A 25,857-nucleotide genomic window follows, 5' to 3' on the forward strand; every position below is an offset into this window, starting at 1 on the left:
TCCCTTCTCCCCTTGTGGTAGAAGGTGGCGCGCAGCGCCGGATGAGGGGTTCTCTCCGCGAATTACAACGTGGGACCGTTGCATGCGGAGAGAGACCCCTCACCCGTCTCGCCGCTTTGCGGCGAGCCACCCTCTCCCACAAGGAGAGGGTAAGAAGCATCATTTTTCAGCTCACCTTCTCCCCCTTCAGGGCTGCCACCTCCGCCTCCAACTCCGCGATCCTTGCATCCCTTGCCGCCAGCGCAGCCGCAACATCGCCGGCGTCGAACTTCTGCGGGATGTGCTGCGGGCAGTTCGTGTCCCACGCTTCGATCTTGAACAGGATCACCTGCTCCGGCCGCGCGCGGTAGCCTTTCGGCATCAGGGACTGCGTCAGCGCGGCGTCGTCCTCGACCACGCGCGCCTCACCCCAGATCTTCACCCGGCGGCGATGGGCGTAGTCCATCACAAAGATGTAGGCCCTGGGATTTTCGGACACGTTTCCCTGCGTGATGTACTGCCGATTGCCGGCGTAGTCGGCGAACGCGAGCGTCTGCTTGTCCAGCACCTTCAAAAAGCCCTTCGGGCCGCCGCGGTGCTGAATGTAGGGCTGGCCATCGGCCGAGGCAGTGGCGAAATAAAAGCTGTTGGCATCAGCGATGAACGCCGCGAGGTTCTCGTCGACCTCGGTGCGCCAACCGCGCTGCTCGGCATGAGCATAGCCTTCGCGCGATCCTTTTCGGGTCTGGATCGATTTCACCGCCGGCGTGAATGCCACGTCGCTGGCGTAGGTGTGAGTTGCCGTCATCGGAACAGCTCCTGAAATCCCGGCGCATCTCTGCGTCTTCGGGACCTAAAATGGACCTTCCGGCTGCCCAAACAATCTGTCCGCTTGACACTTAATCGTTGCAATATATGCAATAATGAGATGGACCGCCTTGAAGCCATGCATGTCTTTGTCACCGTCGCCGATTTGCGCGGCTTTGCGCCGGCGGCACGAAAACTGCGGCTGTCGCCCTCGGCGGTGACGCGGCTAATCGCGGCGCTGGAGGAACATCTCGGCGCGCGGCTGCTGCAGCGGACCACCCGGCAGGTGGGGCTGACCGACGTCGGCACGCGCTATCTGGAACGCGCGCGTCGCATCCTCGCCGACGTCGAGGAGGCCGACGGCTCGGCGCGGGAGGAGCGCAACCGGCCGAGCGGACGTCTGGTGGTGTCGGCGCCGGTCGGCTTCGGCCGTCTCCATGTCGGGTCTGTCATGACCGCCTACCTCAAGCGTTATCCCGAGGTCGCCTGCGAATTGCGGCTGTCGGACAACCTCGTCAATCTCGTGGAAGATGCCGTCGACGTCGCGGTGCGGATCGGGCATCTCGCCGACTCGTCACTGGTCGCGCGCCAGGTCGGCGAGATGCGGCGGATCGTGGTGGCGACGCCGGGCTACCTGAAGCGCCATGGCGAGCCGAAGACGCCGGAGGCACTGCTCACGCACCAGACCATCGCGTTCGGTCCATCCGCCAGCTGGCGCTTCGTACTGGACGGCCGCGACATCGAGGTGACGCCGGAACCGCGCTTCGCCAGCAACAGCGCCGACGCCGCCCTGCAATATGCCGAGGCCGACGGTGGCGTGACGCGGGTGCTGGCTTATCAGGCCGCCGAGGGCTTGCGTCGCGGGCGGCTAAAGATCGTGCTGGCGAAATACGAGCAGCCGGCACTGCCGATCCACATCGTCTACCCGACCTCGTCTACCCGACCTCGCGCCTGCTCTCAGCCAAGGTGCGCGCATTCGTCGATCTCGTGGTGGAGACGGCGGAGTGGAGATTTGGGTGACGGTGCCTGTGTCCCGGACGCGCTGCAACGCGTAGCGTTGCTGTGCAGAGCCGGGACCCAGAGGGCCAGAGCGTGAGCCGCGGATGGATGGGCCCCGGCTCTGCAGCGCACCATGCCGCAAACGCGGCGCGCTGCACCGCGTTCGGGGCACGGAGACGTCACCCCTTCTTCGGCACGACGCGAAAGGTGCCGCTGGCGCGGGCGATCACGGCGTCGTCGGCCTTGACCAGGCTCTGCGCGAAACAGATCGTGCTGCCGGTCTTGATCGCCTCACCCTCGACCGCGAGCCATTGACCGATTTCGCCGGCACCGACGTAGTCGACCGACAGCGAGATGGTGACGAGCGACGTCGTCCAGCCCGTCGCTTGCGCGCAGCTGTAACCCATGGCGGCATCGGCCAGCGCCGCAATCAATCCGCCATGGATCAGCCCGCGCGCGTTGGTGTGCGGTGTCGCCAGCCGCAATCCCACGGTGACGCCCTTATCGGTCTTTCTGGAATAAAGCGGCTCCCACGGGTCGGTGAGGGGCGCTTTTCGGAAATGCGGCTCGAAGCCGGCGGGAATGTCGGTGCTGGTCATGTCTGGCTCGCGTCGTTGGCTGCCGCCATTGAACGCGATGTGGATGCCAGTTTCACCGCCTACAAAGTTTTAAACGGAATTTGCGCGAGTGTTTGAAACGAGCGGCACTGTCGCCCCACAACCACTGTCATCACTCGCGAAAGCGGGTGATCCAGTATTCCAGAGGCGGTGACGTGATACGGACTGGCCGCGGCGTACTGGATGCCCCTTCGCGGGGGCATGACAGCTATTTTCAAAACGGCAGCCCCACGTAATTCTCCGACAGCGAGGTCATCGCGGCATGCGACTGCGTGACGTAGTCGAGCTCGGCGAGCTGGATGCGGGCGCCGATGGTGCCGGTGTCGGGGAATTTGTGCAGCATCGAGGTCATCCACCAGGAGAAGCGCACGGCCTTCCAGACCCGCGCCAGCGCCTTGGCGGAATAGGCGTCGATCCCGGCGCTGGATTTCTCGTCGTAGAATTCGCGAAGCGCGCTCGACAGATAATGGGCGTCGCTGGCCGCGAGGTTCAGCCCCTTGGCCCCGGTCGGTGGCACGATATGGGCGGCGTCACCGCACAGGAACATCCGGCCGAAGCGCATCGGCTCGGCCACGAAGCTGCGCAAGGGCGCAATGCTCTTCTCGATCGAGGGTCCCGTGACCAGGCTGTCCGCAGCCTCCTGGTCGAGCCGGCTCTTGAGCTCGTCCCAGAAGCGGTCGTCGGGCCATTGGTCGACATGGTCGTCGAGCGCGCATTGCACATAGTAACGGCTGCGTTTGGCCGAACGCATGGTGCACAGCGCAAAGCCGCGGGCGTGGTTCGAATAGATCAGCTCGTGGCTGACCGGCGGGGTATCGGAGAGGATCCCGAGCCAGCCGAATGGATAGATCCGTTCGAACTCCTCGATCGCCGAGGCCGGAACGCTGGCGCGGCTGACGCCGTGAAAGCCGTCGCAGCCGGCGATGAAGTCGCAATCGATCGAGTGGGTGACGCCATCCTTGACGTAGGTCACGCGCGGGCGACCGCCGTCGAAATCATGCGGCTGCACGTCCTTGACCTCGTAAACCGAGGTGAGACCGGCGGCCTTGCGCGCATTCATCAGGTCGAGCGTGACCTCGGTCTGGCCGTAGATCGTGACCGTCTTGCCGGTCGCGGCCTTCATGTCGATACGGTGTCGGCGGCCGGAAAAGGCCAGCTCGATCCCTTCATGCAGCAGACCTTCGGCATGCGCCCGCGCGCCGGCGCCGATCTGGTCGAGCAGCGCGACTGTTCCCTCCTCCAGGAGGCCGGCGCGGATGCGGCCGAGCACATAGTCCGGGCTCTGGCGCTCCAGGATGACGTTGTCGATGCCGTAACCGCGCAGAAGTTGCCCAAGCAACAATCCAGCCGGCCCTGCACCGATGATTGCGACTTTTGTCCGCAATACTTGCTCCTCCCGATCCTGTAGGTTTTCGTCGCGGCTCGCTTGTCGCAGCCGTCCGCGCACGATAATTATATCATATAACGGTTGGGCAAAAGGGGAGTGCGCGGCGGCACGCCGCGCCAGTTCCGGCTTGAATGCGCCGGCTAATTAGATAACATGTTAATTAACGAGACCGGGCCATCGAAGCCCGCCGTCACAAGAGGGAGAGACACGTGATGAGGAAAGCCTGTCTGGCGTTGCTGCTGGCAGCAAGCGTGAGCCCTGCGCTCGCGCAGGACAAGACCTTCGACCTGAAGATCTCGCACTGGGTGCCGGCCTCGCACCCGCTGCAGAAATCGCTGGAGGATTGGGCCGCTGCGGTCGAGAAGGATTCCGGCGGCACCATCAAGGGCAAGGTGTTTCCGGCCCAGCAGATGGGCAAGGCGTTCGACCATTACGATATGGCCCGCGACGGCATCGCCGACGTCACCTACGTCAATCCCGGCTACCAGCCCGGCCGCTTCCCGATCATCGGGGCCGGCGAACTGCCGTTCCTGATCTCGGATGCCAAAGGCGGCTCGATGGGGCTCGACGCCTGGTATCGCAAATACGCCGAGAAGGAGATGAAGGACGTCAAGTACTGTCTCGCTTTCGTCCACTCGCCCTCCTCCTTCCACTCCCGCACCAAGAAGATCGTGATGCCGGAGGACGTGAAGGGCCTGAAGATCCGCCCGGCCCACGCCACCATGGCGAACTTCGTCACCTCGCTCGGCGGCACCAACGTGCAGTCCTCCGCGCCCGAAGTGCGCGACATCATCGAGCGCGGCGTCGCCGACGGCGTCACCTTCCCCTGGGGCTCGCTGGTGCTGTTCGGCATCGACAAGGTGACCAAGTACGACATGGAGGCGCCGCTCTACACCACGACCTTCGTGTTCGTGATGAACAAGGACAAGTACAATGCGATGTCCGACAAGCAGAAGGCCGCGATCGACAAGAATTGCACGATCGAGATGGCAGGCGTGGTCGGCGAGCACTGGGGCAAGTTCGAGGATGCCGGCATCGACAAGGTCAAGGCGGAATCCGGTCACGAGGTCTACAAGCTGACACCCGAGCAGACCGCCGCTTGGAAGAAGGCCGCCGAGCCGCTGGTCAAGACCTGGTCCGACGGCGCGAAGAAAGCCGGCGCCGATCCGGATGCTGCGCTCGCGGATCTGAAGGCATCGCTGAAGAAGTACAACGCGCTGGCGGAGTGAAGCTGGGCTGCGGCTGCGCACTCCCTGTACCTCTCCCGCTTGCGGGGGAGGTCGGCGCGAAGCGCCGGGTGGGGGCTCTCTCCACATCGGGATTATCGCCTGCGGAGAGACCCCCACCCCGACCCTCCCCCGCAAGCGGGAGAGGGAGCGCAGCTTGATCGCGGGCGCACCTCGAACTCGTCAAGCTTTTGAACAGGACCACCCCATGAAGCGCAGCTGGATGGATCGCGTTATCGATTCGATCGAATGGATCGCAGCGGCCTTCGTCGGCATCGTCGCGCTCGACATCTTCCTGTCGGTGCTGCTGCGCAACACGCTCAACTATGCGATTCCCGACAGTTTCGACATCGGCCGCATGCTGCTCGGCATCCTCATCTTCTGGGGCATCGCGGCGACATCCTATCGCGGCACCCACATCACGGTCGATTTGGTCTGGGGCAATGTCGGACCGCGCTACCAGCGCTGGATCGACGTGTTCGCAACCCTGGTGCTGCTGTTCGTCGTCACGGTGCAGACCTGGACGCTGTTCGACAAGGTCCGCGGCACCTACAACGACAACGTCCAGACCTTCGACATGCACATGCCGACCTGGCCGTTCTTCGCGATCGCCTGGATCGGCGACGTCTCGGCCGTGCTGCTAATCGCGATCCGCACTTACCGGCTGATCTTCCATCCCGAAGAGATGCACGACCCCAAGCTGAAGGCGACGGAATAATCATGAGCACCGATGCCGTCGCCGTTATCGGCTTTGTTTCCCTTTTCGCACTGATGCTGCTGCGCGTGCCCGTCGGCATGGCCATGGGCCTCGTCGGCGTCTCCGGCTTCACCTATCTCGTCGGCGCCACGCCGGCGCTGAAACTGGTCGGCCAGACCTCGATGCGCACGGTCACCGACTACACCTTCGGCGTCATCCCGATGTTTTTGCTGATGGGTTCCTTCGTCAGCAATTCCGGCATGAGCCGCGAGCTGTTCCGCGCCGCCAACGGTTTTGTCGGGCATCTGCGCGGCGGGCTCGGCATCGCCACCGTCGGCGCCTGCGGCGGTTTTGCCGCGATCTGCGGCTCGTCGGTCGCGACCGCCGCGACCTTCTCCGCCGTCGCCTACCCGGAGATGCGCCGCTTCGGCTATCCGCAGTCCTTTGCTACCGGCGTGATCGCGGCCGGCGGCACGCTGGGCGCGATGCTGCCGCCCTCCACTGTGCTCGCGGTCTACGGCATCATCACCGAGCAGGACATCGGGAAACTCTTCATCGCCGGCATCATCCCGGGCATCCTGGCGATGACCATGTACATGATCACGATCTTTCTGATCGGGTATTTCCGGCCCGACTTCCTGCCCAAGGGCAAGGTGCTGCCGTGGCGCGAGCGCTTTGCCGGCCTGAAGGACATCTGGGCGCCGGTGCTGCTGTTCGTGTTCGTGATCGGCGGCCTCTACGGCCTGCCCTATTTGCCGCGCTTCACCCCGACCGAAGCCGGCGGCGTCGGCGCTGCCGGCGCCTTCATCATCGGCGTGGCGACCGGCCGCCTCGACCGCGAGAAGATTTTGGCGTCGCTGCTCCAGGCCACCCGCACGGCGGCCGCGGTGTTCACCGTGCTGATCGGCGCCTTGATCTTCGGTTATTTCCTCACGGTAACGCAGACCCCGCAGAAGGTGACGGAATTCCTCACCGGCCTCGGCCTCGGCCCCTACGGCGTGCTGGCGCTGATCATGGTGATGTATCTCGTGCTCGGCTGCCTGATGGACGCCATGGCGATGATCATCCTCACCGTGCCGATCATCTTCCCCGTGATCATGCATCTCGGTTTCGACCCGATCTGGTTCGGCGTCATCATCGTGATGACCGTCGAGCTCGGCCTGATCCATCCCCCGGTGGGCATGAACGTCTTTGTCATCAAAAGCGTGGTGAAGGACGTCTCCTTCTCCACCATCTTCAAGGGCGTGATCCCGTTCGTGGCGACAGACCTCGTGCGCCTGGTGATCCTGATCGCGTTCCCGCTGCTGGCGACATGGCTGCCGACACGGATGATGGCGCATTGAAAGGCGAAGCGATGACCACACCGGCGCTGGAAACCAAATACGTCTTCACCATCACCGCAAAAATCGGCGACGTCGTCACCGCCGGCGAGACCGGCATCGGCGTTCGCCGCATCATCCCGATCCTCGGCGGCGAGGTGACGGGCGCGGTCACCGGTCGCGTGTTGCCGTTCGGGGCGGACTTCCAGACCATCCGCCCGAATGAGCTGATCGATCTCGAAGCGAAGTACGCCTTCGAAACCGACGACGGCGCCATCGTCTATGTCGAGAACAAGGGCATGCGCTTCGGCCCGGTCGAGCTGTTGCAAAAGCTCAAGCGCGGCGAACCGGTCGATCCAAAACTGATCTATTTCCGCACCGTGCCGAAATTCGAGACGGGGCATGAGAAGTACCGCTGGCTGATGGAGCACATTTTTGTGGGTTCAGCGGCACGGCATGCGGATCGCGTCGTGATCGACGTGCATCAGGTGATGTAAGTCAACGTTGACCACCGCCTGTTTAGTGTGTATAAATACACACCATGAGTAGTCGAGACATTATCTCGGCCCTTCACAAGGATGGGTGGGTGCAGGTGGCTCAAAAGGGCAGCCACGTCCAGTTCAGACATCCGTCGAAAAAGGGCCGCGTCACGGTCCCTCATCCGAAGCGAGACATCGCGCTCGGAACGTTGAAGAGTATTGAACAGCAATCAGGACTGAAGCTGAGGTAAGCGCCATGCGTCACTACATTGGTCTTATCCATAAGGATGCCGACAGCGATTTCGGCGTGTCGTTTCCGGACCTGCCCGGCGTCGTGACTGCGGGGACCACGCTCGACGAGGCGCGCGACATGGCCGAGGAAGCGCTGGCGTTTCACCTCGAGGGCATGGCGGAGGACGGAGTGGCTATTCCCGAGCCTTCGTTGCTCGAAGACATCATGTCGGATCCCGAGAACCGCTCCGGTGTCGCCATTCTGGTGTCGGTGAAGGATGACCAGCCAAAGGTCGTGCGCGTCAATGTCACTCTGCCCGGAGATGTCCTGGAGCAGATCGACAAGTATGCCGAGGCCCACGGCTATACGCGATCGGGCCTGCTTGCTCAGGCCGCGAAGAAGCTGATGACTGAAGCGGCCTGAGACGCTTCTGAACCTCGCCCCCTTATAAGGCGCCCTTTCACACAGCCCTTGGGGAGAGCTTCCCGTATTGACTCCTCCCGAATTCGTTATAGAACATAACTATTCTGACAAGGACGCAAATGACACAGGGAAACGCCGAAACCGCTGACGCGGGCGGCTCCGGGCTATTGAGGATCGAGCGGGCGGACCGGGTTTTGACCGTCGGCCTGAACCGGCCGGCCAAGCGCAATGCGCTCAACGACGGCATCATCCTGGAAATCGGCGAGTGTTTTGCGTCCCTGCCCGAGGATATCGGCGCGGTCGTCATCCACGGCATCGGCGACCATTTCTCCAGCGGTCTCGATCTCTCCGAGCTGACCGACCATGACGCCACCGGCGGCCTGCTGCATTCGCAGATGTGGCACCGGGTGTTCGACCGCATTCAGTACAGCCGCGTGCCCGTGATCGCGGCGCTCAGGGGCGCGGTGATCGGCGGCGGGCTGGAGCTCGCCTGTGCGGCGCATATTCGCGTCGCCGAGCCCTCGACCTATTTCGCCCTGCCGGAGGGGCAGCGCGGCATCTTCGTCGGCGGCGGCGGCTCCGTGCGGCTGCCGCGGCTGATCGGCGTCGCCAGGATGATGGACATGATGCTGACGGGGCGCGTCTATACCGCGACCGAAGGCGCCTCCTACGGCTTTGCGCAATATGTCACGGAAGCCGGCAACGGCCTCGGCAAGGCGCTGGAGCTTGCGACCAAGGTCGCCTCCAACGCGCCGCTGACGAATTTCGCCGTGCTGCAGGCACTGCCGATGATCGCGGAAGCCAATCCGCAGGCCGGCCTCCTGATGGAGTCGCTGATGGCAACGGTGGCGCAGAGCGACAAAGAGGCAAAACGCAGGATCCGCGAATTCCTCGAGCACAAGACCGCAAAGGTGAAGCCGAAATCATGAGCGCGCAGCCGTCCTCGTCCAGCATGGAGCGCGGCGCGAGCACTTCCCCGCTGCGGCCCATTTCGTTCGGCGATCCCGTCGTCAACATCGAGCGGCGCGACGACGGCACGATTTATCTGCGGCCAACACAGCCGCTCGGCGACTATCCGGTTCGTATCACCGACCGCCTGCATCATTGGGCGACGACCACACCCGACCGCGTCTTCATGGCCGAGCGTGAAGGCGGCCGCGGCTGGCGCAAGATCAGCTACGCCGAGCTGCTCGCCGCGAGCCGGCACATCGCCTCAGGCCTGATTGCGCGCGGCCTGTCGGCGGAGCGGCCGGTCGTCATCCTCTCCGGCAATTCGATCGACCACGCATTGCTCGCGTTCGGCGCGTTCTATGCCGGCATTCCGTTCTGCCCGGTGTCGCCGGCCTATTCGCTGGTGTCGAAGGATTACGGCAAGCTGTCCTATTTGATGAAGCTGCTGACGCCCGGCCTCGTCTTTGCCGAAGACGCCGACAAATTCGCCGACGCGCTCGCCGCCAATGTCTCGCTCGGCACCGAAATCGCCGCGTCTTACGGCCACGTCCCGGGCCGCGACGTGACCTTGCTCGCCGATCTCATGGCAACGCCGATCCGCGCCGATCTGGACGAGGTCCACGACAAGATCGGCCCCGATACGATCGCGAAATTCCTGCTGACCTCGGGCTCGACCGGCAACCCCAAGGCGGTCATCAACACCCAGCGCATGATCTGCGCCAACCAGGTGATGCTGCGCGAGACGCTCGCCTTCCTTAAGGACGAGCCGCCCGTCATCATCGACTGGCTGCCCTGGAATCACACTTTTGGCGGCAACCACAATATCGGACTGACGCTCTACAACGGCGGCTCGATGTATCTCGACGCCGGCAAGCCGGTGCCCGGAGGCATCGAGGAGACCGTGCGCAATCTCCAGGAGATTTCGCCGACGGTCTATTTCAACGTCCCCAAGGGTTATGAGTCGCTGCTGCCTTATCTGCGCGACGACCAGGGCCTGCGCGCAAAATTCTTCGACCGTCTGCATGCGATGTTCTTCTCGGGCGCGGCGCTGTCGCCGTTCGTCTGGAACAGCCTCGACGAGCTCGCCGTGAAGGAAAAAGGCTACCGCGTGCCGATGCTGACCGGCTTGGGTGCCACCGAGACCGCGCCGTTCTTCATGTCGGTCAACCCGCGCACCAGCCGCTCCGGCCATGTCGGGCTTCCCGTATCTGGCAACGACGCCAAGCTGGTGCCGAACAACGGCAAGATGGAAGTTCGTTGCAAGGGGCCGAATGTGATGCCCGGCTACTGGCGCCAGCTCGACATCACCGCAAAATCGTTCGACGAAGAGGGCTTCTACAAGCTCGGCGATGCGCTCAAGCCTGTCGATCCCGATGATTTCAACGCCGGCTTCGATTTCGATGGCCGCATCGGTGAGGATTTCAAGCTCGGCAGCGGCACCTGGGTCAGTGTCGGCCCCTTGCGCGCGCGCTTGGTTGCCGCCTGTGCGCCGCTGGTGCGCGACGTCATCATCGCCGGCATCAACCGCGACGAGGTCTCCGCACTGGTCGTGCTCGATCTCGACGGCTGCCGGCTGATCAACCCGACGCTGCCGGCCGACGATCTCGTCGTCGCGAGCCGCGACCGGCTGGTGCGCGAAGCTCTCCGCGAACGGCTGACCCGTTTTCTCGGCGAAGCCACCGGCTCCTCGACGCGGATCACACGCGCGATCCTCATCGACACGCCACTCTCGATCAACAAGGGCGAAGTCACCGACAAGGGCTCTATCAACCAGCGCGCGGTGCTCGAGCATCGCAGCCTCCTGATCGAAGAGCTCTACGCTGCCAATCCATCGGACCGTGTGATATCGGTCGGCTAAGAAGTCATCGCTAGAGGGAGAACGCCATGTTGTTGAAGGATCAGGCTGTCATCGTCACCGGCGGCGCGTCGGGACTTGGCGCGGCGACCGCGCGAAAGCTGGCTGCGCAGGGCGCCAAGGTCGCGGTGTTCGATCTCAATGCCAAGCTCGCCGAGACTGTCGCCGCCGAGATCAAGGGCGTGGCCGTGGCTTGCGACGTCTCTGATGCCGCCTCCGCGGAAGCTGCGATCGCGCAGGCGACCAAGGCCCATGGACCCGCGCGCGTGCTGGTCAATTGCGCCGGCATCGGCGTTGCCAAGCGCGTCGTCGGCCGCGACGGCCCGATGGCGCTCGCCGATTTCGACAAGGTGATCAAGGTCAATCTGATCGGCACCTTCAACATGCTGCGTCTTGCCGCAACCGAGATGTCCAAGCTCGAGCCGCAGGCAACCGGCGAGCGCGGCGTCATCATCAACACGGCGTCCGTTGCGGCCTATGACGGCCAGATCGGGCAGTCGGCCTATTCGGCCTCGAAGGGCGGCATCGTCGGTATGACGCTGCCGATCGCGCGCGAGATGGCGCAGTTCGGCGTCCGCGTGCTGACGATTGCGCCCGGCCTGTTCCTGACCCCGCTGCTCGCCAACCTGCCGCAGGAAGCCCAGGACTCACTCGCCGCCGCGATCCCCTTCCCGCGCCGGCTCGGCCACGCCGACGAGTTCGCGGCACTCGCCCTGCACATGGTCGAGAACTCCTACCTGAACGGCGAAGTGGTGCGCCTCGACGGCTCGCTGCGCATGGCGCCGAAATAGGGCGCGACATATGTTCGTGAACCGGCGCGACGTACAGATCCAGTGGGGCGACTGCGACCCCGCCAACATCGTCTATTACCCGCGCTATTTCGCGATGTTCGACGATTCGACGTCGACCCTGTTCGAGGTCGCCGGCTTCTCCAAGCAGGATTTGGTCAAAAAATACGGCCTGGTGGGTATTCCCATGGTCGACACGCGCGCCAAGTTCTACATTCCATCCACTTATGGCGACTGGATCACCATCGAAACGAAGATCGAGAGCATCAAGCGCTCGAGCTTCGAGGTGAAGCACAGCGTCTACAAGGGCGAGGCGTTGGCGATCGAGGGTTTTGAGACCCGCGTCCTGGTCGGCCGCGACCCCGTTAACCCCGACAAACTGAAATCGGCACCGTTCCCTGCGGAAATGCTAGCCAAATTCACGGGGAGTTAGGTCGGGAGCTAAATCGCCACATCACCCAAAGAGGGGGCTGAATTACCCCCCGATTTCTGCTTTCAAAGAAACACATAAAGGGAGGAATAGATGAAACGCTTTTACCTGACCGCTGCCGTCACCGCGGCCGCGCTTGCGCTGCCGGCCCTGCCCGCACTGGCCCAGACCACCGAGATCACCATCGGCATCACCACGACCACCACCGGCCCGGGCGCGGCGCTGGGCATTCCCGAACGCAACGCGCTGGAGTTCGTGCCGAAGGAAATCGGCGGCGTGCCGCTGAAGGTGATCGTGCTCGACGACGGCGGCGATCCCACCACCGCGACCACCAACGCCCGCCGCTTCGTCACGGAATCCAAGGCCGACATCATCATGGGCTCGGCGCTGACGCCGCCGACCATCGCGGTCTCCAACGTCGCCAACGAAGCCGGCATCCCGCATTTCGGCCTCGCACCTTTCCCGATCACACCAGAGCGCATGAAGTGGTCCGTGGCGATGCCGCAGCCGATTCCGATCATGGGCAAGGTGCTCTACCAGCATATGAAGTCGAAGGGCGTGAAGACGGTCGGCTATATCGGCTATTCCGACTCCTACGGCGACCTCTGGTTCAACGACTTCAAGGCCCAGGGCGTGCCGATGGGCATGACCCTTGCGGACGAAGAGCGCTTTGCACGGCCCGACACCTCGGTGACCGGACAGGTGCTGAAGCTCGTCGCCGCCAATCCCGACGCGATCCTGGTCGGCGCCTCCGGCACCGCGGCCGCACTGCCGCAGACCGAGCTGCGCGAGCGCGGCTATCAGGGTCTGATCTACCAGACCCACGGCGCGGCCAGCATGGATTTCATCCGTATCGCGGGCAAGGCCGCGGAAGGCGTGCTGATGGCTTCGGGCCCGGTGATGGACCCGGAAGATCAGCCGGATGAAGCCGCGACCAAGAAGCCGGGCCTAGCGCTCAACTCGGCCTACGAAGGCAAGTACGGCCCGAACAGCCGCAGCCAGTTCGCCGGCCATTCCTACGATGCTTTCGAGATCCTGAAGCGCGTGATCCCGACGGCGCTGAAGACGGCCAAGCCCGGCACGCCGGAATTCCGCGAAGCAATCCGCCAGGCACTGCTGTCGGAGAAGGAAATTGCTGCAAGCCAGGGCGTCTACAATTTCACCGAAAAGGACCGCTACGGCCTCGACGACCGCTCGCGCATCCTGCTGACGGTGAAGAACGGCAAGTACACGCTGGTGAAGTAGCGCGACGATAGTTTCGAGACAACGAGAGCCGGTCCAATGGGCCGGCTCTTTTCATTTGCGATCCTTGAGCGGCCTCAGGCCGCCTGACGCAGCGGGGTCCAGGCGAATTCCGGATAGTAATTGTCCATCATCCGGTCGACATAGGCGGTGAGATTCGGAAATCCTTCGGCGCGACGGCGCAGTCCGGATTCGAAGAACGGCGTCAGGATGCCGGCCAGCGCGCCGAAGGCAGTGGCATCGACGCCGCTGGGCTTGTTGCCCATCAGATAGGACTTGTCGCCGAGCTGCACCGAGAGCGCAAACAGCGAGCGCACGGCGAGATCGACGTCCTCATCGGGCGCGTGGCGGCCGAGGCCGGAGAGCAGATAGTTCTCGGCGACACGGAATTGCGCGTCCTCGCGTAGCTTCTCGCGAGCGTGCTCCGGCGCGCCGTCGAAGAAATGCGCAGGCCCCTTGGCGAAGTTGACCGGATCGACCCAGCGCGCCCCGACGAGCGCAAAATAAACGTGATGCTCGATCATGCGCTCGAATGCCCAGGCCTGTGCGCGCTCGGCAAGCGACAGGCCGGCGTCGAAATCGAAGCCATAGCGGCGCTCGATATGGGCGCGGATGAAGGTGGAATCCGCCACAGCCTCGCCGCCATCGTCGATGAAAGGCAGCTGCCCCTTGGGAGAGGCGGGCGGCATCGCCCGCTCCTTCCGGTAGGGCAGTCCCGCCATCTTGAGCTGCACCTCCGTCTTGGTGACGAAGGGGCTGATTTCCGGCAGGCCGAAGCCGGTGCCAAAGCCGTAAAGCGTGATCATGAAGGCTCTCCTGAAGCGACCGAAAGAGTTGAGGGAACTTAACCGCCGGCTGCTGCCACCATGGTGGCAGCAGCCGTGATATCTTCGGCGAAACGGGCTCCTCGCCAGGCGCGGGCCATGACATGACGGACCAGCGCGTCCGCAGCCTGGACCAACGAGCGAGCCACCACGGTCGCGAGCGCAAGGCGGAGATCGATGACCATGAGATCAAGCGATACAAGGCGGCTGGACGCCCATGCGTACCAGGCTCGGATTTGCCAAGGCTGGACTCTCCAGGGCCGGGCCTGCGAAGGCTGGGTCCGCCACAGCGCAGCGGCCGGGCCGAAATGGGTTGGAATGATCATGGACAAATCCTCTTCAGTCGACGCGTTGTCCCGGTATAGAACTCCCCTGCTGCCAACATCCTGTCAGCAGCCGCGCGCCGCCTTCTGAAAAAACAAGCACAAGAGACCCCTCATGAGACGCGCCGACCGGCTGTTTCAAATCATCCAGGTGCTGAGGCGCACGCGTAAGCCGCTGACTGCGGACGCCATCGCGTCCGAGCTCGAGACATCGAAGCGCACGATCTATCGCGATATCGCGACGCTGATCGGCCAGCGCGTGCCGATCCGCGGAGAAGCCGGCATGGGCTACATCCTGGAAAAGGGTTTTGACCTCCCGCCTTTGATGCTGACACCCGAGGAGATCGAGGCGGCGGTGCTGGGCGCGCAATGGGTCGCCGGCCATGCCGATCCCGCGCTGGCGCGCGCGGCTGAAGATTTGATGGCCAAGATCGCGGACACCGTCCCTGAGCGCCTGCGTCCCTTTGTGCTGGAGCCGGCAAGCCGCGCACGGCCGAGCTGGAACAGGGAGCCGGACCGCCTGGACATGGTGCGCACGCGCACCCAGATCCACGAAGGCAGGAAGATCATGCTGCGCTATCGTGACGAGCAGGGCCGCGCCAGCGAGCGCATGATCTGGCCGATTTCGGTCGGCTATCTCGAAGCCGTGCGCCTGCTCGCGGCTTGGTGCGAGCTACGCGGCGACTTCCGCAGCTTCCGCACCGACCGCGTGGTGGATGCGAGCTATCTCGAGGACAGATATCCGGAGCGGCGCGACGTGCTGCGCGCGAAATGGCGGCAGAGCCTGGTCTGGGGTCCGCCAAAGGACACGTGACGACGATGGACGAGAACTCCCCCATCGACCTGTCGAACTGCTGCCAGAGTTGCGGCGCCTGCTGCGGCTATTCGGCGAACTGGCCGCGCTTCTCGATCGAGAGCGACGAGGAGCTTGCCGCGATTCCCGAAACGCTGGTCAACGACCGCCAGTCCGGCATGCGCTGCGAGGGCGATCGCTGTTCGGCGTTGCAGGGAGAGATCGGAAAGCAGACCGCATGCGGCATCTACCAGGTGCGGCCGGAGGTCTGCCGCACATGCATGCCGGGCGACGCCGAATGCGCGATGGCGCGGCGGAAATTCGGGCTGCCGATTATCGCAAACGCATGATCCGGAAAAGTGTGCAGCGGTTGTCCGTCAAGATCATGCGCCAGCAAATGAGGCTTAGGCCGGAACGGCTTCGCTGATCTCGTCGTCGATCTCATCGTCCAGCGGTGCGAGCACCGAGAGCGGCTTGGTCGACAGCGTGATCGGCTTGCGGCCACCCGACGACGGCGAGGATTTCGCCGCGCCTTCGCGCGCCAGCGCGTAGAGCGTCGAGCCGACGCGGCCGCCGCTCTCGATCAGGTCGCGCTCGTTGCAGCTGCCTGCGATCGCGACTGCCAGCGAATGCAGATGGCTGCGGCGATAGCAGAACAACGCCAGCATGGCGCGGACCTCAGGGGTAACAGTCTCAACCAGCCTCGGCAGACCGCTCGCATTGGCGCGATACATCTCGCCAAGGAGTTCGTCGCGGACCGGGCAGAAATCGCTTTCAAAGGCGTCGCGGCTTGAAAACATTGCAGTTCTCCCTCGTGGGGGAAGATGCAGTGCAATTCTCTAATGAAAGGTTAACCACGCTGCCCGGTAGTCACCCGGGGTCCTTGCGCCCTGACCGCGTATCAGAGGGCCGGAAAGGGTTTTCTCCGTGGACATCCTTCGAGACGCCCGCCTCCGGCGGGTCCTCAGGATGAGGCCGGTTTCTGCTGAAAGATTCTCACCCCTCATGATGAGGAGGCGCGAAGCGCCGTCTCGAACCATGCAGGCCCGACAGCCACTCCAGAGGGCCGCCGGCCTCAGTTCGCCGCCATGAAGATCGACAGGCCGAAGCCGGTCAAATGGTGCAGGGCCTGGTCGACACCGATCAGGGTCCAGAACCAGGGATGCGCAAGGTCGACACCGAAATTGGCCGAGACGAGGCCCTTGGCGCGGTCGATCGTGATGTGGATCACGAAGTCGATCAACGCCACAAACCAGAATTTCGGCGCCACGATCAGGATCAGCGGCAGCGCAACCGCAAGGTGAATCAGGCAATGCACCAGGAGCGGCAGGGCCCAGCCGTGCTTCTGGTCCTTGCCTTGCGCCATCCAGGCGGTCTGCAGAACGAAATCGGCGATGATGTGCTTGAAGGTGAGCAGCAACATCCAGCCAATGAGCGCTTCGACCGGAACCGCCGATGACAGGGATGGAAACGACAAAGCTGACGCCCTCATTGACGTGAGAAGAAGAATTGGAGCGTGCAGCGCAACCTCTTCCTGGACCGGTCAATTCGCCGGGACTTGCGATTTATGACATTTCCCGCGGCGGAATGCAGCCGGGGGAACCGGAAAATCGCCAACTGTGGCAAACTGGTGATAGGATGACCAATGGCCGCGGCCGAGTTGAGTAAGGTTACCTTCGGCTCGAAATTTGCTTTCCGCGACCTGCGCGCTATCATTGTCAGTAGAATATCGTTCCTTTTTCAGACGTTTACGAATTACGGGGCGTCCGCAGCGATCCACTTCCGCGAGCCGGCCGCCGTTGGAAGAATAAGGCCAGAGTGCTGCCATGAGTACTGAGGGCCCTACCTCGTCGCCGATCGAGCCACCGCCCCGGCGACCCAAGGTGATCAAGACCAATCAGCAGCAGGTCTTCCTCTACGTCGTGCTGACCCTGCTGTTGTCGCTTGCCACCGTCTGGGGCGGCCGCGCGCTGGTGCACAATTCGGAGACGCTGATCTTTGCCGTCGGCGCCCCCAACAGCGACGAGGCGCTGTTCGCGGCCAAGCTTGCCGCTGTCCTGAAGAACAACACCTCGCGCTTCCGGATCAAGATCGTCAACAACGCCGACAACGCCAAGGCGATCGCCCAGTTCGACCGCAAGCAGGCCGACCTCGCCGTGCTGCGCACCGACGCCAAGGTGCCGCTGCGGGCACGCACGCTCGCGATCCTCGAGCACGATCTCGTGCTGCTGCTCGGGCCCGGCAACAAGAAGATAAAGTCGCTCGCCGAGTTGAAGAAGAAGAAGGTCGCCGTCCTCGCCGACAACGTAGCCTCGCTCGCCTTCGTCCGCGGCATCCTCGACGTTCCCGATGGTCCGGACGCGGCGAAGATCCAGATGGCGCCGCAGGGCGCAACGCTCGACAAGCTGTTCGCCCCCGCAAGCGGCTTTGGTGCGGTCGTCGCCATCGTCCACGCCTCGAAGGCGGTGCGGGACAAGGCCTATGAGCAGGTCGCCAAGCGCGGCGGCTTCACACTGAACGCGATTGACGAGGCGAAGGCGCTGGCGCGCAAGATCCCCGGCATTTCCAGCGAGACGCTGACGGCGGGCACGCTGTCTGCATCGCCGGAAATTCCCGACGACGATCTCGACACGATCGGGCTCGAATGGCTGCTGGTGACGCAATCAAAGATGTCGCCGGCCGCCGCGGGCGAGCTGGCGCGCACCGTCTACGAGAACAAGTCCGCACTCGGGCTCGACAGCGGCTTTGCCAGCCGAATCGAGCCCGCCTCCGTCGAGAAGGACGCCTTCGTGATGGCGCATCAAGGCGCAGCCGACTACATCAACGACGACACCAAATCGTTCATGGATAAGTACAGCGACCTGATGTATCTGGGCGCTGCCGCGCTCAGCGTCATCGGCTCGATCTTCGCCGCGATCTACGCCAAGATCACCCGGATCGCGCCGGAGAAGGCCAGCGAACTCTCGACCGCCATCCTCGACATCGGCGAGCGGATCGAGCACGCCCATTCGCTGGACCAGCTCGAATGTCTCCAGGACGAGCTGGAAGGCATCTTGCGCGGCGCGGTGATCGGCTTGCGGGACGGTACGATCAGCACCGACGGACTCGACACCTTCAAGCTCGGCTACGAATTCGTCCGCGACGAGATCGGCATGCGTCGCGATTACCTCAAGCGCCATGCCGGCGAGGGCGAGAAGGCCACTCAGGATGGGGCCCTTCCCCAGCACGACGAGAGCAACATCGTGGTGGTGAAGACAGCTCAGAGTGCCTGACCTGTGGAAGCTCGCCCGCGGCCATCCTTCGAGACGCCCGCCTGCGGCGGGCCCTCAGGACGAGGATGAGTATGCGGCAGCACATTTCAACGCAGATGGATGCAGCTGAGCCTCATCCTGAGGAGGCCGCGAAGCGGTCGTCTCGAAGGACGAGGCGCTCGCTCAGGGGCCGCTGAGACGTCATTCCCCTACGCACGACCGGGGGTCCGGGAACCGTCTCCGTCCACAACCGTTGCCTCCCGGATACAACCGGAGACCGCGCATGCGTGCACTCCTCATCATCTTCCTGCTGGGAATGCTGACGGCAGTTGGTTATTTCGCTTATTCCGCGATGACGGTCGGGGGCGAGCCGATCCCGACAGAAGGCTATGTGGCGCTGGCGCTGGGGGCCGGGTTTTCCGTTGTTGTCGGCGTAGGCTTGATGGTGCTGCTGTTCTTCAGCAGCCGTCGCGGCTACGACGAACCGCCGCATTTCAGGTAACGGCTCGCGGAACGGCAGGCCGCTCTCGTTGACGGCCTCGGCCCGGGCAGGCACTTTGGCACCGAGGTTCCAGCCGGGACCGCAACGCACAAACCGAGCCGCCTTTCCGCATGTCCAAGCCGCTGATCTCCGCTCTGGCCCAGTTCGCGGCCGCCACGGCCGGCCGCAACATGACCAGGGCAGCCTATGTGGCGGTCGGCGTCGGCGTGCTCGGCATGGTGCTGCTGACGGTCAATCCGGCCTATGAGACGGCGCATCGCTGGGTCGATGCCCTGCTTTGGACCTGCCTCGTCTACTTCGTGTTCGAATGGGTGGTCCGGCTGCGCCATATGGCGCGACAGGGGCGCCTCGCACTCTACATGTCCTCTTCCGCCGGGCTGGTCGACGCGCTCGGGGCTCTCGCCGTGCCGGCCGCGCTGATTGTCGGGCTCGAGCCGATGACGGCGTGGCTGCTCAGCGTGCTCTGGGTGTTGAAGGTGGTGCCGGGCATTCCCGGCCTGCGGCAGCTCCGCCGCGTGCTGGTGCTGGAATCGGGGCCGCTGGTCAGCGTGCTCGTGATTTTCCTGATGGTGGTCTTCCTGGCCTCGGTCGCCGAATATTTCCTGGAGCGGGACGTGCAGCCCCAGACTTTCGGCAGCGTGCCGGCCGCGCTGTGGTGGGCTGTCGCAACTCTGACGACGACCGGCTATGGTGACGTCGTGCCGGTGACGCCGCTTGGCCGCATGGTGGCCGCGCTGGTGATGATCTCCGGCCTCGGCGTGTTCGGTCTCTGGACCGGTATTTTGGCCACCGGCTTTGCCGCAGAGACCCGGCGCGACAATTTCCTCAAGACCTGGGAATCCGTCAGCAAGGTACCGTTCTTCGCAGCGCTCGGACCGGCGGCCATCGCCGACGTCACCCACATGCTGCGGACCATGGAGCTGCCGGCGCGCACCATGATCATCCGCAAGGGTACGCAGGGCGACTGCATGTATTTCATCGCCGCCGGCGAGGTCGAGGTCGACCTGCCCGGCAAGAAGGTGCAGCTCGGCGACGGCGCCTTCTTCGGCGAGATGGCGCTGCTCGGCAACAATTTGCGCGGCGCCAACGTCTCGACCACCAAGGTGTCGCGGCTCCTGGTGCTCGACCTCGTCGACTTTCGCGTGCTGATGGCCCGGCACCCAGATCTCGCCGAGACCATCGACACGGAAGCAAAGCGCCGCGCGCTCGAAAACAAATAACAGGAGACAAGAATGTCGGACATCACCGACGCGGCCTCTGGCCCCGTGCTCGAAATCATGGGCGCACGCGCCACCATCCGTCTCAACCGGCCCAAACATCTCAACCGGCTCCAGGCCGAGGATCTCGGCGAGCTGGTGAAATTGTTCGACCGGATCGAGGCCGATCCCGATATCCGCGTGCTGGTGCTGACCGGCACCGGGCGCGCCTTTTCCGCGGGCTATGATCTCAACTCGGTCGCCGAGCGCGCGGTCAGCGCGAACGAGCAGCAGAGCGCGGGCTCCGCCTTCGAGATGGTCGTCAACCTGCTGGAGGACCTCGGCGTGCCCTCGATCTGCCGGCTCAACGGCGGCGTCTATGGCGGCTCGACCGACCTCGCGCTTGCCTGCGATTTCCGCATCGGCGTCGACACCGCCGAGATGTTCATGCCGGCGGCACGGCTCGGGCTGCATTATTACAGGAGCGGCATCAAACGCTACGTGACGCGGCTCGGCCTCGACAATGCGAAAAGACTGTTCCTGACCGCGCAGAAGATCAGCGCGCCGGAGATGCTGCGGATCGGCTATCTCACCGCGATGGTAGCGGTGGAATTTTTGGATGAAGAGGTCGACAAGCTCGCCAGCATCCTTGCCGGCAACGCGCCGCTGGCGATGCGCGGCATGAAGCGCGCGATCAACGAATTCGCCCGCGGCGAATTGGATGAGCAAGCCGCCGATCAGCGCCACCGCGACAGCATGCGCGGTGACGAGATCAAGGAAGGCATCAAGGCGTTCGCGGAGAAGCGACCGCCAGAATTCTGATTACGCCCGCTTCGACCGCATCGCGCGCACCTGCGTGAGCTTGGGATCGCGGACAAGCTCCTGGTAGCGTTTGCTGTCGATGGCGTAGATCGCGATCCGGCCCTCGCTATCGGCATGAACGCCCCAGCCGAAGCGCTTGCCCAGGCTCGACGCCCTCATGCACGCCTGCCCCCGGGAGAAGAACGCTTCACGGGCCGCATGCTTCTCCGTTTGCGTCGCCTTCACAGCGAGCTCGCGTCCCGGCGCAGACGTCGCGAAGATCACGTCGTCGGACGTGTATTTATAGGGTGCCTTGGCGATCATCAGATATTGCAGGCACGCCACCGTCGGCTTTCCCGCGCGCAGCGGCGGCTCCTCGCCAGTACGCGCGAGACAGTCTTCGGCAACCCGGATGAAGGTGTTGAAGCAGTTGGTCGTGTGCATCTGCGTCGTCATCCGCAACCCTGGATCACTCATCCCCCAGCAGCCGCCGCGGCATGCTGCGCCGCCATCTCGGCATCGGCCGCAGTGATGCGCTGGAACGCAGGCCGCGAGGTCATGCGTTCGGCATAGCGGACGAACACGTCCTTCTTCGGCACGATGCCGAACATCATGGTCCAGCTGAACGCGACACCCCACAAGACATCTGCGGCCGTCATGCGTTCGCCGAGCAGATACGGCCCGTTCGACAGCTGCGCCTCGAGCGCACCCAGCATGGTGTCATAATCGGCATAGGGCGACTGCGTGATCGGCGCCGGCTCGCGCTGCATGAACTTGTCGATCAGGGCCGGCTCGAACGAAGCGCCGTAGTAGGCGATCCAGCGCAGATAAGGGCCGCGCAGCGGATCGTTCAGCGCGGGCGTGAGCCCTGCCTGCGGAAACAGATCGGCGAGATAGATGGTGATCGCGACCTGCTCGGTCACGAGCTGCCCGCCGTGGCCGATCGCCGGCACCTTGCCGAGCGGATTGATGGCGAGATAGGCCGACTTGCGCTGCTCGCCGGCCTTCATGTTGAGGAGATGGAGATCGTAGGGCGCCCCCAGCTCCTCCAGCAGCACGCGCGTGCCGGTGGCGCGGCTTTGCGGCGAATAATACAGCGTGATGCGGTTCGAATCGGTCATGGCAGGTCTCCATCTGGCCGGCTGGCGATGGCCTTGTAGCGGACCATACCTGACATCTTGTGTCAGGTATGGTTTAAGGGATCATGCGCGCGAGCCGGATGCTGTCAATCCTCACCACGCTCCAGGCCAAGGGGCAGGTCACTGCGCCCGATCTCGCGGAGGCCTGCGAAGTCTCGGTGCGCACGATCTATCGCGACATCGACGCGCTCTCGGCCTCCGGCGTCCCCGTTTATGCCGACCGCGGCGCGGAGGGCGGCTATCGCCTCCTCGACGGCTATCGCGTGCGGCTGAACGGCTTGTCGCAGAGCGAGGCGGGAGCGCTGTTCCTGACCGGATTGCCGGGCCCGGCCGCGGCGCTCGGGCTCGATGCCGCGATGATCGCCGCGCAGAACAAGCTGATGGCAGCGCTGCCCGCCAATTTGCGCGAGGATGCCAGCCGGATGCAGGAGCGCTTTCATCTCGACGCGCCGGGCTGGTTCGGCGAGGCGGAAGAGCCAAAGCATCTGCGCACCATCGCCGGCGCGGCTCTGCGCGGGACGCTGATAAAAATCCGCTACCAGAGCTGGCGCGCCGAGAAGCAGCGCCGCGTCGCGCCGCTCGGCCTCGTGCTGAAGGGTGGCAGCTGGTATCTCGCAGGTCTGGTCGACGGCAGCGTGCGCACCTATCGCGTCGCGCGCGTGCTCGACTGCACGGCGCTCGACGATCACTGCGAGCGTCCCGCCGATTTCGATCTCGCGGCCTATTGGCGGGATGCAACGCTGCGCCTCGAGGCCGAGATGCATCCCAATGTCGCGGTCGTCCGGCTATCGCCCTTCGGCGTCAAGCTGCTCGACGCGCTGAGCCAGCCTTACGTCAGGGCGCGTACGCAGCTTGAAGACACCGCCGATGCAGACGGCTGGCGCATTGCCAGAGTGCCGACCGGAAAGACGTCATGGCACGCTGCGGCCGAATTGTTGCGGCTCGGGCCCGAGGCCGAAGTGCTGGAGCCGGCCGATCTGCGCGAGAAGATGGCGGAGCTGACGCAGGCGATGGCTGCGCGCTATCGCGCGGCGCGGAAAACATGACGGCGGCGTAGCCCGCCGCGACCGACGAAACACTCCTGAAACACGATTCTCCGCTCGCGGCATGAACGCATTCGCGTTTCGGCTCGACCGAGATGCAGGGACACAACATCGGCCCTTGCGCCACACTGGAGAATGAAAATGTTTCGTAAGCTTGCACTTGGTCTGATCGCTGCCGGCTCGCTCGGCGTTGCCGCTCTCGCGCCGACCGCCGCGTCGGCCCATGGCTTCCATCATCACTGGGGTCCCGGCTGGGGCTTTGGCGGCATCTATGTCAACACCGGCGTCAACAATTGCTACCAGCAGCGCGTCATCCAGACCCGCCACGGCCTGCGCGTCCGCATGGTGAATGTCTGCGCCTACGGCGCCTATTGATTGATCGCCTCCACGACAAAGCTCCGGTCGCGGCGCGACCGGAGCTTTGCGTTTGCGCTAGCCGGCCTGCCGCTGCCGGCGAAACCAGGCCCAGGTCTCGCGCGTCGTTCTGATGTACCCGCGGCCACGATAGAGGATTTCGCCGTCGACGATCCCGTTCAGCTTCGGCAGCGCGTGAAAGGGAATCGAGGGATAGGCGTGGTGCTCGACGTGATAGGGCATATTCCACGTGAACCATTTGACAATCGCGCCGGTATAGGTGGTGCGGGTATTCTGGAAAGCGCTGCGGGTGCGCTCGCAGCCGGTGTGCTCGGCATAGAGATACGGCCGCAGGAAGAGTTGCCCGATCATCAGCGGAACGATCCAGACCCAGAGCAGCAGTGCCGACGAGAACCAGAGCGACAGCACGAGCAGCAGCGCATAGAGTGCGACATAGGCACGCGCCTCGGTCACGATGATGGCGCGCCTGTTCTCGGGGATCCAGGGCACGACGACCTTGCCGGTGACGGCATGGCCGAACATCAGCCAAACGCGGCCGACGACCTGAAGCAGGCCGCTATAGGCGAGCGCGAGCTGCGTGTCGGACTTCGGCTTCACGCCGACGACCAGCTCGGGATCCTTGTCCGGATCCTGGGTGTAGCGGTGATGGTCCCAGTGGAACAGGCAGTAATATTCGTAAGGCAATCCGATGATGAAGCCTGAGAGATAGCCGACCGCGAGGTTGAGGCCGCGGCTTCTGAACGCGGTCTTGTGCGCGGTCTCATGCACCGCCATGAACAGGAAGGCGACGAAATAGCCCTGCACGACCACCAGTGGGAGCGCCCAGAGGACGCCGTATGTCGCGGTAACCTTCCATATCAGCGCGCCGACCAGCGTGATCAGGCCGTAATGGCAGAGGCTGCGCGCTGCGCCCTGGAAATTGGAGCGCGACGACAATTCGCGCAGCATCGCCGGTGACAGCGGCTTCAGGCGATGGCCGGACTCTGAAACGGCTGCGTCGCTCATGATCGGATGCCTGCCCTACTTGCCGAGGAGTGTTGCAATCTCGGCCTTGATGAAGGCCTGATCGCGCGGATTGTTGACGGGGTTGCCGGCGCGATGGCCGTGCAGCGACGGGATCGGATGCAGCGCCGCTGATTTCGCATTGACCAGCCGGCCGAGTTCGTCCTCGTTGTCGCGGACGTCGAAATAGCGATCGACCGCGCCCGGCATCAGCAGCATGTGCGCCTTGACCGCACCGAGCGCGCGATCGAAATCGCCGTCGAATGCGGTGCAGCGGCTGACGTCGCCGTTCTGCCAGATGCCGATCTGGGCCAGGAGATCGTTGGCGTCGCGCCGGGCAAACGCCGGGTCCCATGCGCGGACGAGATAATCGTCCAGCGAGGCGAAGCCCGCTTCGCGCCAGATCTCGTCGCGATAGAAACCGTGCGACATCGCCCAACCCGCGTAGACGCGCCCCATGGCGCGATAGCCCGCGACAGGCTTCTCGACGAAGCGACCGTCGCGGAAGGCCGGATCGGCGGTCAGCGCGGCCTTCACGCTTTCCAGGAAGACGTAATTATAGGGCGCGCAGCGGGCACTGCCGCAGACAACAGCCGCGCGCTCGACCATATCGGGATGCAGCGCCGCCCAGTGATAGGCCTGCATGCCGCCCATCGACCAGCCATAGACCAGGGCAAGCTTGGAGATGCCGAACCGCTCGGTGAGCAACCGGTGCTGAACCGCGATGGCATCGTGATAGGTCATGATCGGGAACGACGCCGCCGTATTCGACGGCGAGGACGACAGGCCGTTACCGAACAGGTTCGGGATGACGATGAAATAACGTGTGGGGTCGAGCACGCCGTCAGGGCCGATCAGCCACTCGGTGTCGGTGTGCTGCGCGCTGAACGAGGTCGGATAGAGAATGACGTTGTCTTTGGCGGGGCTAAGCCGGCCGTAGGTCTTGTAGGCGAGCTGGAGCAAAGGGAAGACGGCGCCGGACTGGAGCGTGACGTCGCCAGCCTCGAAGATCTCGTAGTCGCGGTCCGCCGTCATGCGTCCAACTCCCGCTCGCGCGCCAAGCGCGCCGCCAAAACGGCGATGCATCGATCATGCCGTTCCCGCAGACGCATCGTTGCGCCACACTTAATAACTGTACTTATAGTCCATTTATTATGGACCGGCAAGGTGAATCCGA

The 25,857-nt window shown here is 64.0% G+C and carries 30 protein-coding genes and 1 pseudogene; 20 read left to right on the plus strand and 11 right to left on the minus strand.

Going from position 1 to position 25,857, the window contains the following annotated elements; all coding sequences use genetic code 11:
- Positions 1-166: 166 nt before the first annotated feature.
- Positions 167-787, minus strand: coding sequence for a pyridoxamine 5'-phosphate oxidase family protein (locus IVA74_RS13145; RefSeq protein ID WP_247343956.1), 621 nt, complete (start codon positions 785-787; stop codon positions 167-169).
- Positions 788-907: 120 nt separating this feature from the next.
- Between IVA74_RS13145 and IVA74_RS13150 the strand changes: the two are divergent.
- Positions 908-1,806, plus strand: a pseudogene (locus IVA74_RS13150) (LysR family transcriptional regulator).
- Between the two features lie 158 nt (positions 1,807-1,964).
- Here IVA74_RS13150 and IVA74_RS13155 read toward each other — a convergent pair.
- Both IVA74_RS13155 and pobA read right to left on the minus strand, forming a co-directional pair.
- Entirely contained in the window at positions 1,965-2,384 is a 420-nt protein-coding gene (locus IVA74_RS13155; protein ID WP_247343960.1) for a PaaI family thioesterase, read from the minus strand.
- A 232-nt stretch (positions 2,385-2,616) separates the two neighbouring features.
- Positions 2,617-3,786, minus strand: a complete 1,170-nt coding sequence (gene pobA / locus IVA74_RS13160) for a 4-hydroxybenzoate 3-monooxygenase (RefSeq protein WP_247343962.1) — start codon at positions 3,784-3,786, stop codon at positions 2,617-2,619.
- A gap of 215 nt (positions 3,787-4,001) precedes the next feature.
- Here pobA and IVA74_RS13165 point away from each other — a divergent pair, with 215 nt between their 5' ends.
- The 11 genes from IVA74_RS13165 (at position 4,002) to IVA74_RS13215 (ending at position 13,434) form a co-directional block, all read left to right on the plus strand.
- A complete protein-coding gene (locus IVA74_RS13165) occupies positions 4,002-5,018 on the plus strand; it encodes a TRAP transporter substrate-binding protein (RefSeq protein ID WP_247343965.1) in 1,017 nt (338 codons plus the stop codon).
- 205 nt (positions 5,019-5,223) lie between these two features.
- Positions 5,224-5,733: a TRAP transporter small permease gene (locus tag IVA74_RS13170; RefSeq protein WP_007599673.1), complete on the plus strand. Its 510-nt coding sequence runs from the start codon at positions 5,224-5,226 to the stop codon at positions 5,731-5,733.
- 2 nt (positions 5,734-5,735) lie between these two features.
- Positions 5,736-7,055 (plus strand): TRAP transporter permease, encoded by a 1,320-nt coding sequence (locus tag IVA74_RS13175; RefSeq protein ID WP_247343970.1) that lies wholly within the window; start codon positions 5,736-5,738, stop codon positions 7,053-7,055.
- An 11-nt stretch (positions 7,056-7,066) separates the two neighbouring features.
- Positions 7,067-7,528 carry a DUF3237 domain-containing protein gene (locus IVA74_RS13180; protein ID WP_247343973.1) on the plus strand — a complete coding sequence of 154 codons (462 nt, stop codon included), beginning with the start codon at positions 7,067-7,069 and terminating at the stop codon, positions 7,526-7,528.
- Positions 7,529-7,572: 44 nt separating this feature from the next.
- The gene (locus IVA74_RS13185) at positions 7,573-7,761 is read left to right on the plus strand and encodes a type II toxin-antitoxin system HicA family toxin (protein ID WP_247343975.1); all 189 of its coding nucleotides are present in this window, start codon (positions 7,573-7,575) and stop codon (positions 7,759-7,761) included.
- 5 nt (positions 7,762-7,766) lie between these two features.
- Positions 7,767-8,165 carry a type II toxin-antitoxin system HicB family antitoxin gene (locus IVA74_RS13190; protein ID WP_247343978.1) on the plus strand — a complete coding sequence of 133 codons (399 nt, stop codon included), beginning with the start codon at positions 7,767-7,769 and terminating at the stop codon, positions 8,163-8,165.
- Between the two features lie 119 nt (positions 8,166-8,284).
- A complete protein-coding gene (locus tag IVA74_RS13195; protein WP_247343981.1) occupies positions 8,285-9,094 on the plus strand; it encodes a crotonase/enoyl-CoA hydratase family protein in 810 nt (269 codons plus the stop codon).
- On the plus strand, positions 9,091-10,974 hold the full coding sequence (locus IVA74_RS13200) for a feruloyl-CoA synthase (RefSeq protein ID WP_247343984.1): 1,884 nt from the start codon (positions 9,091-9,093) through the stop codon (positions 10,972-10,974). The genes IVA74_RS13195 and IVA74_RS13200 overlap by 4 nt, the downstream gene beginning before the upstream one ends.
- 26 nt (positions 10,975-11,000) lie before the next feature.
- Complete coding sequence (locus tag IVA74_RS13205) at positions 11,001-11,762, plus strand: SDR family NAD(P)-dependent oxidoreductase (protein WP_247343988.1); 762 nt, start codon at positions 11,001-11,003, stop codon at positions 11,760-11,762.
- A 10-nt stretch (positions 11,763-11,772) separates the two neighbouring features.
- Entirely contained in the window at positions 11,773-12,192 is a 420-nt protein-coding gene (locus IVA74_RS13210; protein ID WP_247343991.1) for a thioesterase family protein, read from the plus strand.
- A 90-nt stretch (positions 12,193-12,282) separates the two neighbouring features.
- Positions 12,283-13,434: an ABC transporter substrate-binding protein gene (locus IVA74_RS13215; RefSeq protein ID WP_247343993.1), complete on the plus strand. Its 1,152-nt coding sequence runs from the start codon at positions 12,283-12,285 to the stop codon at positions 13,432-13,434.
- A gap of 74 nt (positions 13,435-13,508) precedes the next feature.
- On the opposite strand, the gene IVA74_RS13220 is transcribed toward IVA74_RS13215, so the two are convergent.
- Together IVA74_RS13220 and IVA74_RS13225 are read right to left on the minus strand one after the other, a co-directional pair.
- Positions 13,509-14,237 (minus strand): glutathione S-transferase family protein, encoded by a 729-nt coding sequence (locus IVA74_RS13220; protein ID WP_247343996.1) that lies wholly within the window; start codon positions 14,235-14,237, stop codon positions 13,509-13,511.
- A gap of 38 nt (positions 14,238-14,275) precedes the next feature.
- On the minus strand, positions 14,276-14,581 hold the full coding sequence (locus tag IVA74_RS13225; RefSeq protein WP_247343999.1) for a hypothetical protein: 306 nt from the start codon (positions 14,579-14,581) through the stop codon (positions 14,276-14,278).
- Positions 14,582-14,693: 112 nt separating this feature from the next.
- Between IVA74_RS13225 and IVA74_RS13230 the strand changes: the two genes are divergently transcribed.
- Together IVA74_RS13230 and IVA74_RS13235 are read left to right on the plus strand one after the other, a co-directional pair.
- The gene (locus IVA74_RS13230; RefSeq protein WP_247344002.1) at positions 14,694-15,392 is read left to right on the plus strand and encodes a YafY family protein; all 699 of its coding nucleotides are present in this window, start codon (positions 14,694-14,696) and stop codon (positions 15,390-15,392) included.
- Between the two features lie 5 nt (positions 15,393-15,397).
- On the plus strand, positions 15,398-15,721 hold the full coding sequence (locus IVA74_RS13235) for a YkgJ family cysteine cluster protein (protein ID WP_247344004.1): 324 nt from the start codon (positions 15,398-15,400) through the stop codon (positions 15,719-15,721).
- 54 nt (positions 15,722-15,775) lie between these two features.
- On the opposite strand, the gene IVA74_RS13240 is transcribed toward IVA74_RS13235, so the two are convergent.
- Positions 15,776-16,171, minus strand: a complete 396-nt coding sequence (locus tag IVA74_RS13240) for a hypothetical protein (protein WP_247344007.1) — start codon at positions 16,169-16,171, stop codon at positions 15,776-15,778.
- Positions 16,172-16,446: 275 nt separating this feature from the next.
- Complete coding sequence (locus tag IVA74_RS13245; protein WP_247344354.1) at positions 16,447-16,794, minus strand: DUF3307 domain-containing protein; 348 nt, start codon at positions 16,792-16,794, stop codon at positions 16,447-16,449.
- Between the two features lie 403 nt (positions 16,795-17,197).
- Between IVA74_RS13245 and IVA74_RS13250 the strand changes: the two genes are divergently transcribed.
- From IVA74_RS13250 to IVA74_RS13265, 4 genes are all read left to right on the plus strand, one after another.
- Entirely contained in the window at positions 17,198-18,643 is a 1,446-nt protein-coding gene (locus IVA74_RS13250; protein ID WP_247344010.1) for a TAXI family TRAP transporter solute-binding subunit, read from the plus strand.
- Positions 18,644-18,905: 262 nt separating this feature from the next.
- Positions 18,906-19,124: a hypothetical protein gene (locus tag IVA74_RS13255; protein WP_247344013.1), complete on the plus strand. Its 219-nt coding sequence runs from the start codon at positions 18,906-18,908 to the stop codon at positions 19,122-19,124.
- Positions 19,125-19,234: 110 nt separating this feature from the next.
- Entirely contained in the window at positions 19,235-20,344 is a 1,110-nt protein-coding gene (locus IVA74_RS13260; protein WP_247344016.1) for a cyclic nucleotide-gated ion channel, read from the plus strand.
- Positions 20,345-20,356: 12 nt separating this feature from the next.
- Positions 20,357-21,142: an enoyl-CoA hydratase/isomerase family protein gene (locus IVA74_RS13265; protein WP_247344018.1), complete on the plus strand. Its 786-nt coding sequence runs from the start codon at positions 20,357-20,359 to the stop codon at positions 21,140-21,142.
- Here IVA74_RS13265 and IVA74_RS13270 read toward each other — a convergent pair whose 3' ends face one another.
- Positions 21,143-21,577, minus strand: a complete 435-nt coding sequence (locus tag IVA74_RS13270; RefSeq protein WP_247344020.1) for a DUF6157 family protein — start codon at positions 21,575-21,577, stop codon at positions 21,143-21,145.
- Between the two features lie 17 nt (positions 21,578-21,594).
- A complete protein-coding gene (locus tag IVA74_RS13275; RefSeq protein WP_247344022.1) occupies positions 21,595-22,242 on the minus strand; it encodes a glutathione S-transferase family protein in 648 nt (215 codons plus the stop codon).
- 83 nt (positions 22,243-22,325) lie between these two features.
- Here IVA74_RS13275 and IVA74_RS13280 point away from each other — a divergent pair, with 83 nt between their 5' ends.
- Complete coding sequence (locus tag IVA74_RS13280; protein WP_247344025.1) at positions 22,326-23,306, plus strand: YafY family protein; 981 nt, start codon at positions 22,326-22,328, stop codon at positions 23,304-23,306.
- Between the two features lie 138 nt (positions 23,307-23,444).
- Positions 23,445-23,678 (plus strand): hypothetical protein, encoded by a 234-nt coding sequence (locus IVA74_RS13285; RefSeq protein WP_247344027.1) that lies wholly within the window; start codon positions 23,445-23,447, stop codon positions 23,676-23,678.
- A gap of 57 nt (positions 23,679-23,735) precedes the next feature.
- Here IVA74_RS13285 and IVA74_RS13290 read toward each other — a convergent pair whose 3' ends face one another.
- Together IVA74_RS13290 and IVA74_RS13295 are read right to left on the minus strand one after the other, a co-directional pair.
- A complete protein-coding gene (locus IVA74_RS13290) occupies positions 23,736-24,683 on the minus strand; it encodes a fatty acid desaturase (protein ID WP_247344030.1) in 948 nt (315 codons plus the stop codon).
- 15 nt (positions 24,684-24,698) lie between these two features.
- Positions 24,699-25,715, minus strand: coding sequence for an alpha/beta fold hydrolase (locus IVA74_RS13295; RefSeq protein WP_247344033.1), 1,017 nt, complete (start codon positions 25,713-25,715; stop codon positions 24,699-24,701).
- Between the last annotated feature and the right edge of the window lie 142 nt (positions 25,716-25,857).

The organism is Bradyrhizobium sp. 132, from assembly GCF_023074185.1.
GTDB lineage: Bacteria > Pseudomonadota > Alphaproteobacteria > Rhizobiales > Xanthobacteraceae > Bradyrhizobium.